Here is a 14,474-nt window from a genome sequence, read left to right on the forward strand (position 1 = left end):
ATTGGTGGGGAAGAGGAGGACAGCAGATGGCGATGGGCTTGCATCTAGAAGCGGGAGTGCCTTACGTGGGCCCGCTGGCAGTCACCTTGGGCAGTGCCCGCCGGTTGGTGACCAGCTGGATACGCTGTTGCGGATTGGGGGAAGAGAGCCTGCCGGTCCGGGCCTTTCTGCTGCCACGGCTCCAAGGGCAGTACGAGTTAGTGCTATGGCGCGAGGAAAGATCGATCCTGAGATTGCCCGGCCTGGATGAGTTCCTGGTTTGGCGTCTATTGCGGGCTGCGCGGCGCCAGGGTGTGATGGTGCTTACCCCCCTGGTGGGGGAAAACAAGACACCCCTGGCATTATTGGAAGGAGCTGGTCTGATACTACAGTTTCGGAGGGGGGAGAAAAGGTGAGCTGTGCGGGAAAATACCTCTTGCTTAAATTGAACCAGGTGCTGGCCGAAGCTTCGACTCGTGAGCCGCTGGAACGAGAACTGGCTTTGCGGCCAGAGGACCCGGAAGTGGATACTCTGCTTTCGCTGCGAACCGAGGCGCAGGCGCGCTCGGTACAGGTGTTGGATGGCCGCGTGGTTTGGGATGGGACACTCGAGCTCCGGCTTTCCTACGTGGCTTGCCGCCCGAGCAAGCCGGTTTACGTCGCCCGCCTCTTCGTGCCCGTGTCTGGTGCGCTGGAATTCCCCGCCGCCCGCCCCGGCATGACGGCCGCTGTGCGCCTGGAGCTCCCCGAGGTGGTGGTGCGGCCGGAGAAGAAAGGGGGGAGGCGCCTCCGGCTGGCGGCGTTGTTGATAGCTCACGGCAAGTTAACCTCCTTGAAGGAGCTGGAGGTGTTAGAGGAAGCGCCGCCGGGCTTTCAAGTCAAGAAACGGCGTTTAAGGGTGGAAACCGTGGTGGCGTCTGCCCGAGCTCAATACCTGGGCTCCCGTGAAGAGCGGTTGCCGGTAGATAAGCCGGCCTTATGCTCGGTGGAGCACGTGCAGGTTAACTGTCACCGCCTGCAGGCCGAGGCGTGCGCGGGCGAAGTGCGAGTTAGCGGTGAAATAGAGTTGCAGATCCTGTACGCCGCGGCAACCGACGCTTGCCCGCTCTACGAAACTCGCTACCTCTTGCCGTGGGAGCAATTAATCCTCCTAGCGGGAGCGACGGCGGGGCTGGAAGCGCAAGTGGACGAAGTCAAAGCGGAGGCCAAAGTTAGGCCGAAAGGGGAGTTGCCCACGCGCACCCTGGAGTTGGAGGTGTTGGTGAACTTCCGGGTATTGTTGGGAAAGACGGTGGAGGCGGAGGTGGTCACCGAGGTCGAGGGCGGAGCCAAGACGCACAAGTCGCGCGTTTGGGTGGATAGGGTGCTGGCAAAGAAAGAAAAAGAGGAGAAGCTAATTCAGGAAGTAGCGTCCCCGATCGATCCGCCAGTGGCCAAAGTGGTGACAGTGGAGCCGGTGCTGGCGACGGTGACGAGTGTCGAGTCGCTGGACGGGACGGCTCTGATAAAAGGAAAGAGCCTGGTGAGGGTCATCTATGTGGCTACGGGCACCGGCCGGGTGCACGCTCTGGATGTTTTCCTTCCCCTGACCAGTTCGTGCACCCTGCCGGAAGCAGCTCCGGAGCGTCAGATCGTAGCCACCATCGATCCGGTGAGGGCTGACGCCTGCTTATCAGAACGCCGAGAATTGCGAGTGGAGGAAGTGGTGCGTCTCAAAGTAAGGGTGATGGAGAGGGTTCAGGAAGAGGTGGTAACCTGCCTGGAACTTCCGGCAGCCAACGATCGCCTGGTAGCCTATACCATCAACCAGGGTGACACGCTCTACCTGCTGGCTCAGCGCTTTGGTACCACTGTGGAAGCGATCATGGCTTGCAATCCTGGACTTGATCCCTATAACCTCCAGGTGGGTCAGGTAATCTACTTGCCCTGCCGTTCCTGAGGCAATAAAGTTAGAGGCTGGCTCTTCACGGAGCCAGCCTCTGAATAATTTAGTGAGGCATTCTCGGCCAATAGCGTTGTTGACGCTTCAGCGAAGCTTTCTGGCTTCGCTCACGGCTTGTTCTAGCAGCTCCAGACCCTGGCGAAGCTTGCGCACGGCCTCGCTGGTGTTCTGGGCTAGTAGAGCCAAGCCGTCCAGAGTCTGATCGGCGTTGCGCTTGCTGGCCAGCGCTAGAATTACCAGTACCAGAAAGTCAGTCAGTACGGCGGGCAAGGCTGCCACCCCCTAAAATCTCACCTGCAAAGCTTCCAGCACATGGGTTATCCGGTTAGCCACCGTGAAACGATCCGAGCCAGCGAAAAGCAATCCCACTGCCCGGTTGTCTTGATCCACGATCAGCGAGCCGCTATCTCCCGGTGCGCTCATCCGGGTGGCGACGAACTGGTCTTCAAAAAAAGCCTGCTCTTGATGTCCTAGGTTGACCGTCAGCGTTACGTTTACGTAACGTACCTCCCCGCTGGTCAAGCCGGTGGTGCGCCCGCATTTTTTTACCGCCATGCCAAGGGCGGGCTCGGCGGTTCCAGCTACTGCTCCTATTTCCATAATTTGACTTTCAACCAGTCCCGCTTGCAGTGGTCGGGCCAGAGCAGCGTCCACCCGATTGGTTGAGTTGGTGAGTCGGAGAAGTTTCAGGTAATAGCGCCGTCGGGTTAACAATCGTAAGGCGCTGTTAGCATATTGTTCCATAACGCGGGCGATGGCGCAAGTGGCCGGTTCGGCAGTGTAGCGCAGGGGCACCAGGCGGCAAAGCGTAGCTATGGAATCGTGTCCCGGTGTTCCCCCATCGTAGCTTCCCGGCTGTAGGATGGGGTCGCCTATTCGAGAGCGCCCATCGCGGCCATTGGTGCGGTTGGCTAGAATGTGGTTGTTGGAGAGGATCAGGGGCTCGTGGTTGATGCGGTCGTACACCACGGCGCCAAAGGTTCCTGCGGTTACCAGGTAATGCCCCAGGCTGACGCCGGGACGAGCCGGGCGGTAACGACCGGTGTAGCTCCCCAGCAAGTAAAAGCTTCCGCTTTCCACCACGTCGGTAGGAATACCTTCCAACTGCTGGGGGACACAAGCTCCTCGCGGCAGAGCGGTGGGCGGTAATTTTTTCTCCACCAGAACCACCACTGCTTCCTGGTCGGTCAACTCTCCCCTAACCATCTTTTTTCCCCAGCCCACTCCCACCACCGAAGGGAGGCTCAACAGCCGAGCTCGGTAGCGTTCCAAAAGTTTCTTCTCCACGCTTTCCCCTCCGCGTTTAAAGCCATCTCCGGGAGGCATGTTAGCCTCCCGGAGCGCCTCTACCTTATGCCTGGCTTCCCTTGGCGGTGAAGATCAGGAAGAACACCAGAATTACCAGGAGTATGAGCCAGACTTCTACCGTCATGCCCTGCATATAAATTTCCTCCTTATTTAGGTAAGTTTAAGAATTTACTGGAACAAACAACAGGAAGATCAACAGAATCAGCAACAGAACCAACCAAATAGAAACATCAATGGAAAACGGGGAAGTCATGGTTATACACCTCACTTAGCAAATTAATTAAATATCTTGCTTAGGTTTCGGTGGCTTTTTGGGGCAAGGTGGATAGTAGTAGATTAGAAGCAATACGATCACTACTAGTAGCAATATCCACCACCAGCTGAGATCCTGCAAGCTATTATTCATCAAACGACACCTCCTCTTGGGGCTCTTTGCTGAGCATTTTATTCCTGATAACGGAAAATGTTCCAATTATTATCGAAAAACCTGCTGCCAAGGAACCGCTGGGGTAAGGAAACATATACTGGCAAGTGAGGGGGTGAAATTCTTGTGGGATTTGTCCGGATTGGGCGATCTCCTGGGTAAGGTGGGCAAAATTGCAGGAGCTCTCCAGGAGCTCCGAGTGGAAGTGCAAGGGCGCTCGGTGGCTATGGTGCTCAACGGCCTACAGGAGGTGCTCCGGATTCGGCTGGCTCCGGAGGCGGTTAAAGATTGGGCTTACTTGGAGGCGGATCTGGCTCGCACCTTCAACCAGGGGGTGGCGCTTTCTCGCCAGGCGGCGCGCAAAAAAATTGAGGAGGTAACGGGCTGGAGCATACCCGAGATACCAGGGCTGTTCTGAAAGGGGACGGGCATGGATGGAAATTCAGGAAAGGGAAAGCGAGTGGCTAAGCTTTTTTCGGGAATTGGTATCGCTACCCCTGCGCTCGAACACCACGACGCAGGATCTGATTTTGCTGATGAGCTTGGCTAATTCCTTCCTAGCTTTGGGGATCATGCAGCGGGGGCGGTCTAGCGAGCAGAGTGGAGCGGAGATGACTGCTCTGCTCCGTCCTTTGCTGGGCGCTCTCTCGGGTCGCAAGGAAGGCGCTGGCGGGTTAGCTTCGTTGCTGGAGCAGCCGGAGATCTTGAGTTCACTCCTGCCCAAGCTCACCCGCCTTCTCCAGGGGGGAGGGGAGCCGGCTGGTAAGGAAGGAGCGGGGCGTAAAACCATCCGCTGGGACTTCGGGCGTCCTGAAAACGGCGAGGCTAAGAGCACCGGCTAGCACTTAACCAAAAGGCACCCAGGCGCATATTACTGGATAAAAAAGGAAAGGGAGGGTAAACGCTCATGGAATACGGCCTGCAGGATCTCAAGTGGGTGCTTTGGGTGCTCCTGATCATTTTGCTGGCGCCCTTTATCTTGCTCTTCTTGCTGCTGCTCCTGCTGTTCAACCAAAATCTCTCGCGTGAGCAGGTCTTTGCTTAAGCGGAGGGTGGCTCTTTGAGGGCCACCTTTCTAGTGGATTAGCCGGGACAACCCTTCCATAAGTCCCAGGCCGGCGCCGAAACCTAGCACCCCACGCCAAGAAGCAGCCAAGGGTAAAAGTTCAGCCAAAACCACATAACTCATGGCACCGCTGGCCAGGGCTAGGGAGAAAGGAACCGTAAAGGGGTAAAGGGTGCCTGTGGCCCGACCCAGCAAGGTTCCTAGTGGTGTGAACAGACTCAGGCAAAAGTTAAGGGCCAGAATGCACGGGACGGAAAGCCCGCCCCGGCGCAGGGGCACAGCGTTGATCAGGCCCTCGGGAAGGTTATGCAATCCCAGCGCCAGAGCCAGTGTCAGGCTGAGTTCTTGGGTTAAGAGGCTCCCGGCTCCCAGCGCTATTCCTTCTGGTAGATCGTGCAGACCGACGGCCAGAAACATGACCCAGCCCAGGCGCCGGTAGCTGTTACCAGTTCCTGCTAGCCGGCTTTGGCTGGCTAGCAATAAGAGCAACGCGCCACTGCCCAGCCCCAGGAAGACGGTGATCCAGGGTCCTTTCCACAGGCAGGGTAGCAATTCGGCTGCCAATACCTGGGTCATCACTCCGGCGGCGAAGCCCGCCAGGAAAGAAAAGGGCCATGAATAAGGGAGGGCAAGGCCCAGAAGCGCTCCTCCCAAGGTGGCGATTCCTGCCAGGCAGCTTAGCTTCAGCGTCTCGTCCATGCGCTTGCCCTCGCTTGGTTTTTGGGTTAAAGTTATGAGGGAATAGGCGGTTTGTATGCGAGGAAGCGATGTTACTGGCCTTAGCGCGGGCGAAGGTGAATCTGGCTCTGGAAGTGAGGGGCCTGCGGGCAGACGGTTACCACGAGGTGTTGACCGTGCTGCAGAGCGTGGCCCTGGCCGATGTGCTATTGTTTTCACCAGCGGCTGAAGGGCTTTTCCTGGAGGTCAGTGGCGAGCCGGTGCCGCGCGAGGATAACCTAGTGCTGCTTGCGGCCGAGCGCCTGCGCCAGGCCACGGGCTACCGGGGCGGAGCGCTGATCCGCCTCCAGAAAAATATCCCGGTGGCAGCGGGGCTAGGGGGAGGCTCAGCCGACGCGGCCGCTACTTTGCTGGCCCTGAACCGCCTCTGGGGCCTGGGCTGTCCGGAGGAATTTTTGCTGACCCTGGCCGGGGAACTGGGGGCCGATGTCCCTTTTTGCCTCCGGGGGGGGACCTTCTTGGGAAAAGGGCGGGGTGACGATCTTATTCCCCTCCCTCCTCTGCCTACTCTGGGGGTGCTGCTAGTCAAACCTCTTTACGGGCTGAGCACAGCCGAGGTCTATAAGGAATTTGATCTTCATCTAATTTCTCCCGCCTTTCCCGCCGAGATCATGGGTCGGCGGCTGGAACAAGGGCATTGGCAGGCGGCGCTCCGGGAAAGCGGTAATGTCTTGGAGGAAGTGGTTTTCCGGCGCTGCCCCGAGTTGCGTCGCCTGAAAGAGGATCTTCTAGGCGCTGGGGCGTTATGCGCGGGGCTTTCAGGCACCGGACCCACCGTATTTGCGCTTTTCTCTTCGCTGGAAGAGGCACTGGCCCAGTCGAGTTTTTTTCTGCTCCAGGGCTGGCGCGTCTGGGTGGCGGCTACAGCGCGGAGGGGCATAAGGCTATTTTGGGGGGAAGGCTATGGGCCGTCTGTTGCCGGTGAAGCTAGATAATTATAAGCCATTACGGGACGTGGTGTTCGAGTATCTGCGGGAGGCCATCATCAAAGGGGTGCTTAAACCGGGCGAGCGTCTGATGGAGCTCCAACTGGCTGAGGAGCTAGGGGTGAGCAGAACCCCGGTGCGTGAAGCCCTTCGCAAGCTGGAGCTGGAGGGCTTGGTGGTGATGCTACCACGGCGGGGAGCTTACGTGGCCGGGATCAGCGCCAAGGATATAGCGGATATCTTCGAGGTGAGAGCGGCTTTGGAAGCTCTGGCGGCGGGGTTGGCGGCCGAGCGCATTACCGACGAGGAACTGGAGGAATTGGAGCGCTCGCTGGTGGAATTAGCCAAGGTGATGCAGGCTAACGACTTGGAGGCCACGGTTTCGCTTGACACCCGCTTCCATGAGATTATTTATCGGGCCAGCCGCAACGACCGGCTGGTGCAAATAATCTCTAACCTCCAGGATCAGATCCACCGCTTTCGTCTGACTACGCTTTCCCGCCCTGGGCGCACTAAGGAGACTATCGAAGAGCACAAAAAAATCGTCGAGGCCATATCGGAGCGGCAGGCGGATTTAGCGGCCCAGCTGGCCCGGGAGCACATCGAGAACGCGGAGAGCAGCTTGCTAGCCAGCCTCTTACAGGAGGGGGAGCATGATACCTGCCATAGTGCTGGCCGGAGCTCCTAACGAGGGGCGGTTGCGCCTGGCCGATCCGGCTCCGTTCGAAGCCCTCATTCCCGTGGGCGGTAAGCCCTTAACCGCTTATGTTCTCGACGCCTTACTGGGCAGCAAAGCCATTGACCAGGTGTTGGTGGTGGCGCCGGACGAGCTGGCGCAGACTTACCCTTCCTCCTCGCGGCTCACTTTTATCGCTCCCCGCGATAATCTGTTGGCTAATCTGGCCGCTGCCCTGCCTCTGGTGCAAGCGAGCGAGCGCGTTTTACTGGTGACCGGGGACCTTCCTTTGCTTACTTCCTCGGCGGTGGAAGCTTTCTTGGAGCTCTGCCGGGATGAGGCGGAGCTTTATTATCCCATTATTCCCCGTTCTCTCCTGGAGAGTCGCTATCCGGGCATCAAGCGCACCTATGTGCGCCTGCGCGAAGGAGTGTTTACCGGTGGCAATGTCGGCTTGTCAAAGCCAGCGGCGCTGGCGCGTTGCTTGCCCCAGGCAGAACAATTGGTTCATTATCGCAAAAGCCCTCTGCGCCTAGCGCGGCTGCTAGGGGTGGGCTTGCTGCTGCGCTTTATTACCGGCCGGTTGGGGCTGGCGGAAGCGGAGCGGAAAGGCTCGGAGTTGCTGGGAGTGCGGGGGCGGGCGGTAATAGCCATGATACCAGAAATAGGTGTGGATGTGGACAAACCCGAGGATCTGGAATTGGTGCGGAGGGTTATCGGGCAAAGCCGGCCTTGTTAGCTACGGAGAGGGCGATAAAGCCGATTATTTTTGGTTTACAGCGCCAGGTTGCGGTTGACAAGCTTTTGCACCCATATTATAATCTCAATGAGATTTTTCGGGTTGTGCGAGCAAGCACAGGGCCTTTTCGGTGTTATCCGCTTGGTCACAAGGCAAAGGGGGTGGGTGGCGGCCTGTAGTTCGGAGGGCGTATTGGGATGTTCTGCTGGTTTTCCTGGCTAAAAATCTGTTTTAAGGAGAAAGGGGGCAGCGGTTGAAAGCCATGTTTAAGCCGAAGGTTCCCCAGAAAGAGATAAAGTACCAGGATCTGCGCATTTACACGGACGAAGAACTGCGTAATCCCACCGACGAAGAAATGAAGGCTTTCAAGATCAAGCACGACACTCCGCTATTGGACCAGCTGGAAACGGGCCCGTGGCCCAGCTTCGTAGCCGACCTTAAAGCGGAAGCTTGGCGGCGCCGTAAGTTGGCCGACGATCGGATGATGATCCCGCGCGAGGTGGTAGAAGACCTCCTGGGCCAGGTTGAAATCTCCTTCGTTCACGGTGAGACTCACTGGAAGCATGGCGGCATCGTAGGTGTGATCGGTTACGGCGGCGGTGTAATTGGCCGGTACTCCGACCTCCCTGATAAGTTCCCCGGTATCGCTCACTTCCACACTATGCGGGTAAACCAGCCCGCCAGCAAGTTCTATAAGACCGATTTTCTCCGTGCCATCTGCGATCTCTGGGAGTTTCGTGGCAGTGGGGTCATGAACCTGCACGGTTCCACTGGTGACCTGGTCTTCCTGGGAACCACCACCGAGCAACTCGAGCCCATCTTCCAGGAAATGGCTCATCACCTCAGCCAGGACTTGGGTGGTTCGGGTTCCAACCTGCGGACGCCCTCCTGCTGCGTGGGTAAGGCGCGTTGCGAGTGGTCTTGTTACGACACTCAAGAGGCCTGCTACGAGCTCACCATGCATTATCAGGACGAGCTGCACCGTCCGGCTTTCCCCTATAAGTTCAAGTTCAAGTTCAGCGGTTGCCCCAACGACTGCGTGGCGGCCATTGCCCGCGCCGATCTTTCGGTGATCGGCACTTGGCGGGACGGGATTCGCATCGACCAGGACGCGGTGCGAGCTTACATCAAGGGCGAGATTCTTCCCAACGCCGGAGCGCATAAAGGCCGCGATTGGGGCAAGTTCGATATCCAAAAAGAGGTCATCGATCTCTGCCCCACCAGGTGTATGCGCTTGGAGGGCGAAGAGCTATATATCGACGACGCCAACTGTGTGCGCTGTATGCATTGCATCAATGTGATGCCAAAGGCGCTGCGTCCGGGTAAGGACACCGGAGCCTGTATCCTAGTAGGCGCTAAGGCCCCCATCCTGGAAGGCGCGCAACTGTCGCTGGCCCTGGTGCCCTTCATGAAGATGGAGCCGCCTTACGACAACCTCAAGGAGCTCATCGATAAGATCTGGGAAGTGTGGATGGAAGAGGGCAAGAACCGCGAGCGTCTGGGCGAGCTCATCCAGCGCATGGGCCTGTGGCGTTTCCTGGATACCATCGGGTTGCCCCCGTCGCCGCACATGGTCTGGGCTCCAAGGGCCAACCCTTACATCTTCTGGAAAGAAGAAGATGTGCCGGGCGGCTTCAAGCGCGACATCAACGACTACCGGTCGCGGCACGCGAGATAAGGGAGGTGGGGAAGAATGGGCCTTTCGACTACCCGTTTTGGTGTTTTCAATCCCGAGAAGCCGCATGAAAATCGCATAACCGATATTGGTCCCCGGCACTATTGGGAGTTTTTCCCTCCAGTAATCCAGCGTAACTACGGCAAGTGGCTTTATCACGAGATACTGGAGCCGGGAGTGTTGGTGCATGTCTCGGAGACCGGGGAAAAAGTATATACGGTGCGCACCGGCGGGATGCGTACCATGACGGTGGCCTTCGTACGGGAGATCTGCGACATCGCCGATAAGTATTGCGATGGCTACGTCCGTTTCACCACCCGCAATAACATCGAGTTCCTGGTGGACAGCGAGGAGAAGCTGGAGGCGTTAAAGAAGGATCTGGCTAGCCGCAAATTTTACTCGGGCAGCTACAAGTTCCCCATCGGTGGCACGGGTGCCAGCGTCACCAATATCGTGCACACTCAGGGGTACGTGCACTGCCACACGCCGGCTACCGACGCTTCCTCCGTGGTTAAGGCGCTGATGGACGAATTGTTCGATTACTTCCAGAGCATGACCTTGCCGGCTCAGGTGCGCATCGCGCTGGCTTGCTGCCTCAACATGTGCGGTGCTGTGCACTGCTCAGACATAGCTATGGTGGGTATCCACCGCAAGCCTCCAGCGGTAGACACCGAATACGTGGCCAAGCTCTGCGAAGTACCTACAGTGATAGCTTCCTGTCCTCTGGGCGCCATATCTCCGGCTACCACGCCCGATGGCAAGAAGTCGGTTAAAATCCGCGAGGACCGTTGCATGTTCTGCGGCAACTGCTACACCATGTGCCCCGCCCTGCCCATCGCCGACAAAGAAGGCGACGGTATCGCCATCGTGGCTGGCGGTAAGGTATCCAACCGCATCTCGCCGCCCAAGTTCTCTAAAGTGGTGGTGGCGTATCTGCCTAACCATTTCCCGCGCTTCCCGGAGGTGTGCCAGACGGTCAAGAAGATCCTGGAGACCTATGCTAAGCACGCCAACAAGTACGAGCGTCTAGGTGACTGGGCTGAGCGAATTGGCTGGGAGCGCTTCTTCGAGCTCTGCGAGCTCCCCTTCACTTATCACCTCCTGGACGATTACCGCTTGGCTTACGACACTTACCGGACCAGTACCCAATTCCGGTTTACCGAGCTGGCGTGGGCGGTGTCCAAGGCGGCGGGCGGTGTAGAATAAAAAGGGGTTGATGTATTATGATGGAGGATATCAAAAACGCTATACTGGAGTATCTGACTTCCTCCAAGAAGTCGAAGCATTACTTCAAGGACTTGGAAAAAGCTGTGAAGCAGAAGGTGCCCAATGCCGGCATGCGGGACATCAAAAAGGCCTGCACGGAGCTGGTGAACGAGGATAAGGTGGCCTATTTCTCCACTGGCAGTACCACCATGTATTGCTTGAAGGGGAGAGAGGGCGAAACCACCGACACGGAGTAACCATGACGCTGCAGTGAATCTGGCGGAGGCTGCCGGAGGGTGGCCTCCGCTTATTTTCTCAATCACCTGGAAGGTGTACGGGCATGGAGGTGTAATCTTGGTAAGAAGCCGTGAAGACTACCAGTTTATCGCCGAGCAGCAGCAGCGCTTGGACGAGAACGCGGAATGCGCTACCTCCCTCTACAATTTGGGCTTTATGGCCTTGCGGGAGGGGCGTTTGGAGGAGGCGGAGGATTATTTTCGCGAAGCCATTAGCAACGGGCTGCGGATGTTTGAGGCCTGGGTTAACTTGGGATATATTTACTACAAGCGGGGTGATTTGGAAGGAGTAGTAGAAGCCAACCAGGCTGCGGTAGCCATCGAGCCTAGGTATTCGCGGGGCTACGCTAATTTGGGCTTCGCTTTCCTCCAGTTGGAGCGCACCGACGAGGCTATCGCGGCGCTGGAGAAGGCTATCCAATTAGAGCCTCGAATGGCTCAGGCGTGGTGCAATCTGGTGAGCGCTTATTTGCAGAAAGGGGATGTGGACAAGGCGGTGGAAGTGGGGCGAAAGGCGATAGAAATTGCCCCGGACTTCGGCCTGGCCCACAACAACCTGGCCTGTGCTTACTACCTGCGGGGCGATTATGAGTTGGCCGCCGAGCACGTACAGCAGGCCGTGGCTTGTAATTTCCCGGTGCATCCCGATTTTCTGGAGCGTTTGCAGCCCTACCTAAGACAGGGGGAAAAGCCATGAAGGAATCGATCAAGGCCGCTTACGAGGAACTGGTGGAGTGGGCCGATCTAATTTTCGCCCGCGCCCAGGAGCAGATGGGGAGTCGAATCAAGTGCCAGGTGGGTTGTACCGATTGTTGCTACGCAGTTTTTGGCCTTTTTCCGGTGGAGGCGGTGTATCTCCGGGAAAAATTTGCTGACCTCCCGGTGGAGGAACAGCAAGCGGCTTTGGCCCGTGCCGCTGTGGCCGAAGAGCAGCTGCGGGAGCTGGAGCGAAAACTAGCTCGGCACCAGAGTGACCCGTCAATGCAAGGAAGGATCATGGCCCGCGAGCGGGTACGTTGCCCGCTGCTGAATAACGAAGGGCAATGCGTGCTCTACCCGTTTCGGCCCCTGACCTGCCGGGTTTACGGTATGCCGGTTACCATTCAGGGGAGAGCTCAGGTTTGCTGGAAGGCGGACTTTGAAGCGGGAGAGCGGTACCAGGCCTTTAACCTAGATACCGCTTATCGTCAACTTTACCATTTATCGCTGGAACTCCTCGGCGATGAGGAACGAGCTGGGTTGTTGCTTTCGCTCCCGCTGGTGCTTCGGGTTTCGGTGGAGGATCTGCTGGCAGGTAAATGGTCCTGATTTCTACCAATGCCGTCCCCGGCAGCGCCGGCGTCGGCATTGCCTACCGAAACCCTGACCCCGGCCCCAATTATGTAAGGGGCAAGTGGGGGGCGTGGGGTAGAAATCGGGGGCCGCGGCTGCCCGTTTTTCAGGGGCCGCAGTCTGCTCGGTGAGGATGGCGCCCTGGGGGCAGACGCGAGCGCAAGCGCCGCATTCAACGCATTTCTTAGGGTCTATGAAGGCCCGGTTTCCGACCAAGGAAATGGCCCCGCGACGGCACACCTTGAGACAAGCGCCACAGCCAAGGCAGCGGCTAGGGTCTACGCGCATGTCGTTTCGCTTCCTTTCTTTTTCTCTAGGGTATTGCTAGCCGGGCCAGCGCTTCATTGGCAAAATCGGCCACCCGGCGGGTATTCAATTCCCCATGTTCATAGTATGCCACTTCTTCCGGATCCTGGGCAAGGGTTTCTAATTGCGGGGCGGTTGCTTTAAGCCCCAGCTGGCCTGCCAGGCAAGCGGCGTAAGCCCGCACGCCCGCCCGAGGGTTCAGCAGCAAATCGGGCACGCGAGGAGCTAGGCTACGCAGGAGCTCCGGTTTACTTTCTCCCACCCGGCACAGCGCCCGGAGCACGGTTTCCTGCAAAGTGGGATCGTCGAGCAAGGGGAAGAGGCGCGGAAAGTAGCGGGCGAAGGTGTCCGGAGCTCGGGCAGTGGCTTCGCCGATGGCATCAATGCAGCCCCAGGGGGAAGCGCTGGAGTCGCGGAAGTGGTTGAAGAGCCCTTGGAACACGGCCACGGCAGTGGCCGGCTGGTTTTCCAGCAGGGCTGCCAGCGCTCGCCCCATGGCCTCAGCGGCTCGCAGGCGGATGAGTTCTTCGCCGGCGCAGAGTAACCGCTGCAGATAGCGGGTGATCTTCTTGTCCTGTCGGGCAGCTGCCACAACGGGGTCTAGGCGGAATTCGGCCACCAATTGCTCTACCTCTCGTTTGGTCAGAGGCGCGGTGGGGGCCTGGAGTTCCGGTTCAGGTTTCAGGCTCCACTCCAGCGGCCTCGCCTGTTCCAAATGGCGTTGTCGCCCTTCCTGAGTAACTTCTTGCAGATCTTGGGCCAAGAGGACGAAGAAGAGAGCTCCCCGCACTCGCCTGCCTTCCCAGACCTTATCGGGAGCGATGAAGTGGCCTTCGACGTGGTAGCCCTCCACTATTTCCTGGCGGTAATCTTCCTCGGGGCTTAGACTCCAGGCCAGGTCCCAGTCCAAATCGCAGGCGAAAACCAGGGCATCGACAAAGGCGGCGCCCAAGTTACGGCCGGTCACGTCCAGAGCGTAGACAGCTCCACAGCGCGGGCATTGACCCACCGGCATCAGCGAAGGTCGCTCGGGGGGGTTGATCTCCCGCGGCCGGGGAATGGGAGAGCGGCAAAAAGGGCAAAGGGCCGGCTCCCAATTGGGTTCCCGGATTATAGGCGTTTTGCCCATGGGCGCTAATCGTACCTCCCCGGTATCTCAATAGTAGCGCAGGTATTGCCGGGGCCACAGGACTTGGTGGTAATCTTGGGGCCTTTGCCGCGGGTGCCCATCTGGTAGCTTACCCGGCTGATAACCCGCTCCAGGTGAGGCGATTGGCATTGGGGGCATTGCAGCGTGACTTCTTCATTGGAGTCACGAAAGAGCTTTTCGAAGACGTGACCGCACTCGGAGCATTTGAACTCGAAAATCGGCATGACGCAAACCCTCCACATGGTGGCTTTGCTTAAAGCTTATCAGGAAAGCGCGGGGTTTGTCTACTAAAGTGGGCGTCTCGGGGTCTTATCCTCAGCCGTTGGGAGCCGTCGTTGGGGTGGCGTCGCGCGGTTAAAACCTTATCGGGGCCTAGGCGTTACGCCCGGGCCCCGATCTTGGACGCCTCCAGGCTCAAATCGGAAAGCCGATGCCCGGCGAGAAAACGGGACTTGCCGAAAAGGGTCAGAGGCTTTTTTCCAAAATAAGAGTAAACTCCGGGGCTTTGCCGCTGACGGTCACGCTCCACCCTTGGTTACGGGCCAGGCGGCTGATATTTTCTTTCGAGGCGCCCGAATCTACCAAAACCTTAATCTTTCCCTTGCCTCCCAAGCGGTCCATCTCGCGCTTTACCATCAATACCGGTTCGGGACAAAGTAACCCTCGGGCGTCGACCAAACTCTCCACCTTTTCCCCTCCTTGTCCGCTTTG

The 14,474-nt window shown here is 58.1% G+C and carries 19 protein-coding genes and 1 pseudogene; 13 read left to right on the forward strand and 7 right to left on the reverse strand.

The annotated features are described in order from the left end of the window. The first annotated feature begins 26 nt into the window (after positions 1-26). Positions 27-395 (forward strand): hypothetical protein, encoded by a 369-nt coding sequence (locus ACTLLP_RS00165; RefSeq protein WP_441059606.1) that lies wholly within the window; start codon positions 27-29, stop codon positions 393-395. Beyond that, on the forward strand, positions 392-1,918 hold the full coding sequence (locus ACTLLP_RS00170; protein WP_441059608.1) for an SPOCS domain-containing protein: 1,527 nt from the start codon (positions 392-394) through the stop codon (positions 1,916-1,918). Before ACTLLP_RS00165 ends, ACTLLP_RS00170 begins: the two co-directional genes overlap by 4 nt. A gap of 87 nt (positions 1,919-2,005) precedes the next feature. On the opposite strand, the gene ACTLLP_RS00175 is transcribed toward ACTLLP_RS00170, so the two are convergent. Together ACTLLP_RS00175 and ACTLLP_RS00180 are read right to left on the reverse strand one after the other, a co-directional pair. Next, positions 2,006-2,191 carry a hypothetical protein gene (locus ACTLLP_RS00175; RefSeq protein ID WP_441059610.1) on the reverse strand — a complete coding sequence of 62 codons (186 nt, stop codon included), beginning with the start codon at positions 2,189-2,191 and terminating at the stop codon, positions 2,006-2,008. Positions 2,192-2,203: 12 nt separating this feature from the next. Next, positions 2,204-3,208, reverse strand: a complete 1,005-nt coding sequence (locus tag ACTLLP_RS00180) for a chymotrypsin family serine protease (protein WP_441059612.1) — start codon at positions 3,206-3,208, stop codon at positions 2,204-2,206. Between the two features lie 569 nt (positions 3,209-3,777). On the opposite strand from ACTLLP_RS00180, the gene ACTLLP_RS00185 reads away from it, so the two are divergent. The 3 genes from ACTLLP_RS00185 to ACTLLP_RS00195 all read left to right on the forward strand — a co-directional run bounded on the left by ACTLLP_RS00185 (position 3,778) and on the right by ACTLLP_RS00195 (position 4,698). Beyond that, on the forward strand, positions 3,778-4,071 hold the full coding sequence (locus ACTLLP_RS00185; RefSeq protein WP_441059614.1) for a YbaB/EbfC family nucleoid-associated protein: 294 nt from the start codon (positions 3,778-3,780) through the stop codon (positions 4,069-4,071). A 16-nt stretch (positions 4,072-4,087) separates the two neighbouring features. Beyond that, positions 4,088-4,495 (forward strand): hypothetical protein, encoded by a 408-nt coding sequence (locus ACTLLP_RS00190; RefSeq protein WP_441059616.1) that lies wholly within the window; start codon positions 4,088-4,090, stop codon positions 4,493-4,495. Between the two features lie 65 nt (positions 4,496-4,560). After that, a complete protein-coding gene (locus ACTLLP_RS00195) occupies positions 4,561-4,698 on the forward strand; it encodes a hypothetical protein (RefSeq protein ID WP_441059618.1) in 138 nt (45 codons plus the stop codon). Positions 4,699-4,728: 30 nt separating this feature from the next. Here the strand turns inward: ACTLLP_RS00195 and ACTLLP_RS00200 are convergent, their stop codons facing one another. Beyond that, positions 4,729-5,418, reverse strand: coding sequence for a ZIP family metal transporter (locus ACTLLP_RS00200; protein ID WP_441059620.1), 690 nt, complete (start codon positions 5,416-5,418; stop codon positions 4,729-4,731). A 68-nt stretch (positions 5,419-5,486) separates the two neighbouring features. Here ACTLLP_RS00200 and ACTLLP_RS00205 point away from each other — a divergent pair, with 68 nt between their 5' ends. The 8 genes from ACTLLP_RS00205 (at position 5,487) to ACTLLP_RS00240 (ending at position 12,283) form a co-directional block, all read left to right on the forward strand. Further along, positions 5,487-6,392 (forward strand): 4-(cytidine 5'-diphospho)-2-C-methyl-D-erythritol kinase, encoded by a 906-nt coding sequence (locus ACTLLP_RS00205; RefSeq protein WP_441059622.1) that lies wholly within the window; start codon positions 5,487-5,489, stop codon positions 6,390-6,392. Beyond that, positions 6,361-7,071, forward strand: coding sequence for a GntR family transcriptional regulator (locus ACTLLP_RS00210; RefSeq protein ID WP_441059624.1), 711 nt, complete (start codon positions 6,361-6,363; stop codon positions 7,069-7,071). The genes ACTLLP_RS00205 and ACTLLP_RS00210 overlap by 32 nt, the downstream gene beginning before the upstream one ends. Further along, positions 7,037-7,798, forward strand: coding sequence for an NTP transferase domain-containing protein (locus tag ACTLLP_RS00215; protein ID WP_441059626.1), 762 nt, complete (start codon positions 7,037-7,039; stop codon positions 7,796-7,798). Before ACTLLP_RS00210 ends, ACTLLP_RS00215 begins: the two co-directional genes overlap by 35 nt. A gap of 262 nt (positions 7,799-8,060) precedes the next feature. After that, positions 8,061-9,476, forward strand: coding sequence for a dissimilatory-type sulfite reductase subunit alpha (gene dsrA / locus ACTLLP_RS00220; protein WP_441061513.1), 1,416 nt, complete (start codon positions 8,061-8,063; stop codon positions 9,474-9,476). Positions 9,477-9,491: 15 nt separating this feature from the next. Further along, complete coding sequence (gene dsrB / locus ACTLLP_RS00225; RefSeq protein ID WP_441059628.1) at positions 9,492-10,679, forward strand: dissimilatory-type sulfite reductase subunit beta; 1,188 nt, start codon at positions 9,492-9,494, stop codon at positions 10,677-10,679. A gap of 17 nt (positions 10,680-10,696) precedes the next feature. Continuing rightward, positions 10,697-10,936 carry a dissimilatory sulfite reductase D family protein gene (locus tag ACTLLP_RS00230; RefSeq protein WP_441059630.1) on the forward strand — a complete coding sequence of 80 codons (240 nt, stop codon included), beginning with the start codon at positions 10,697-10,699 and terminating at the stop codon, positions 10,934-10,936. Positions 10,937-11,033: 97 nt separating this feature from the next. Further along, positions 11,034-11,672, forward strand: coding sequence for a tetratricopeptide repeat protein (locus ACTLLP_RS00235; RefSeq protein WP_441059632.1), 639 nt, complete (start codon positions 11,034-11,036; stop codon positions 11,670-11,672). Beyond that, on the forward strand, positions 11,669-12,283 hold the full coding sequence (locus ACTLLP_RS00240) for a YkgJ family cysteine cluster protein (protein ID WP_441059634.1): 615 nt from the start codon (positions 11,669-11,671) through the stop codon (positions 12,281-12,283). Before ACTLLP_RS00235 ends, ACTLLP_RS00240 begins: the two co-directional genes overlap by 4 nt. Positions 12,284-12,286: 3 nt before the next feature. Here the strand turns inward: ACTLLP_RS00240 and ACTLLP_RS00245 are convergent. The 4 genes and pseudogenes from ACTLLP_RS00245 to ACTLLP_RS00260 form a co-directional block, all read right to left on the reverse strand. Next, positions 12,287-12,610: pseudogene (locus ACTLLP_RS00245) on the reverse strand (DUF362 domain-containing protein); the annotation flags it as partial. A gap of 10 nt (positions 12,611-12,620) precedes the next feature. Beyond that, positions 12,621-13,742: a DVU0298 family protein gene (locus ACTLLP_RS00250; protein WP_441059636.1), complete on the reverse strand. Its 1,122-nt coding sequence runs from the start codon at positions 13,740-13,742 to the stop codon at positions 12,621-12,623. 5 nt (positions 13,743-13,747) lie between these two features. Further along, positions 13,748-13,987: an FmdB family zinc ribbon protein gene (locus tag ACTLLP_RS00255; RefSeq protein ID WP_441059638.1), complete on the reverse strand. Its 240-nt coding sequence runs from the start codon at positions 13,985-13,987 to the stop codon at positions 13,748-13,750. 241 nt (positions 13,988-14,228) lie between these two features. After that, positions 14,229-14,450, reverse strand: a complete 222-nt coding sequence (locus ACTLLP_RS00260) for a sulfurtransferase TusA family protein (protein WP_441059640.1) — start codon at positions 14,448-14,450, stop codon at positions 14,229-14,231. Positions 14,451-14,474: the final 24 nt, after the last annotated feature.

The organism is Desulfothermobacter acidiphilus (genome assembly GCF_052073645.1).
Classification (GTDB): Bacteria; Bacillota; Desulfotomaculia; order Desulfotomaculales; family Ammonificaceae; genus Desulfothermobacter; species Desulfothermobacter acidiphilus.

Coding starts and splice junctions, on each gene's coding strand:
- ACTLLP_RS00165 (WP_441059606.1), top strand. CDS start 27: ATGGCGATGGGCTTGCATCTAGAAGCGGGAGTGCCTTACGTGGGCCCG.
- ACTLLP_RS00190 (WP_441059616.1), top strand. CDS start 4,088: ATGGAAATTCAGGAAAGGGAAAGCGAGTGGCTAAGCTTTTTTCGGGAA.
- ACTLLP_RS00195 (WP_441059618.1), top strand. CDS start 4,561: ATGGAATACGGCCTGCAGGATCTCAAGTGGGTGCTTTGGGTGCTCCTG.
- ACTLLP_RS00200 (WP_441059620.1), bottom strand. CDS start 5,418: ATGGACGAGACGCTGAAGCTAAGCTGCCTGGCAGGAATCGCCACCTTG.
- ACTLLP_RS00205 (WP_441059622.1), top strand. CDS start 5,487: ATGTTACTGGCCTTAGCGCGGGCGAAGGTGAATCTGGCTCTGGAAGTG.
- ACTLLP_RS00210 (WP_441059624.1), top strand. CDS start 6,361: ATGGGCCGTCTGTTGCCGGTGAAGCTAGATAATTATAAGCCATTACGG.
- ACTLLP_RS00215 (WP_441059626.1), top strand. CDS start 7,037: ATGATACCTGCCATAGTGCTGGCCGGAGCTCCTAACGAGGGGCGGTTG.
- dsrA (WP_441061513.1), top strand. CDS start 8,061: ATGTTTAAGCCGAAGGTTCCCCAGAAAGAGATAAAGTACCAGGATCTG.
- dsrB (WP_441059628.1), top strand. CDS start 9,492: ATGGGCCTTTCGACTACCCGTTTTGGTGTTTTCAATCCCGAGAAGCCG.
- ACTLLP_RS00230 (WP_441059630.1), top strand. CDS start 10,697: ATGATGGAGGATATCAAAAACGCTATACTGGAGTATCTGACTTCCTCC.
- ACTLLP_RS00240 (WP_441059634.1), top strand. CDS start 11,669: ATGAAGGAATCGATCAAGGCCGCTTACGAGGAACTGGTGGAGTGGGCC.
- ACTLLP_RS00250 (WP_441059636.1), bottom strand. CDS start 13,742: ATGGGCAAAACGCCTATAATCCGGGAACCCAATTGGGAGCCGGCCCTT.
- ACTLLP_RS00255 (WP_441059638.1), bottom strand. CDS start 13,987: ATGCCGATTTTCGAGTTCAAATGCTCCGAGTGCGGTCACGTCTTCGAA.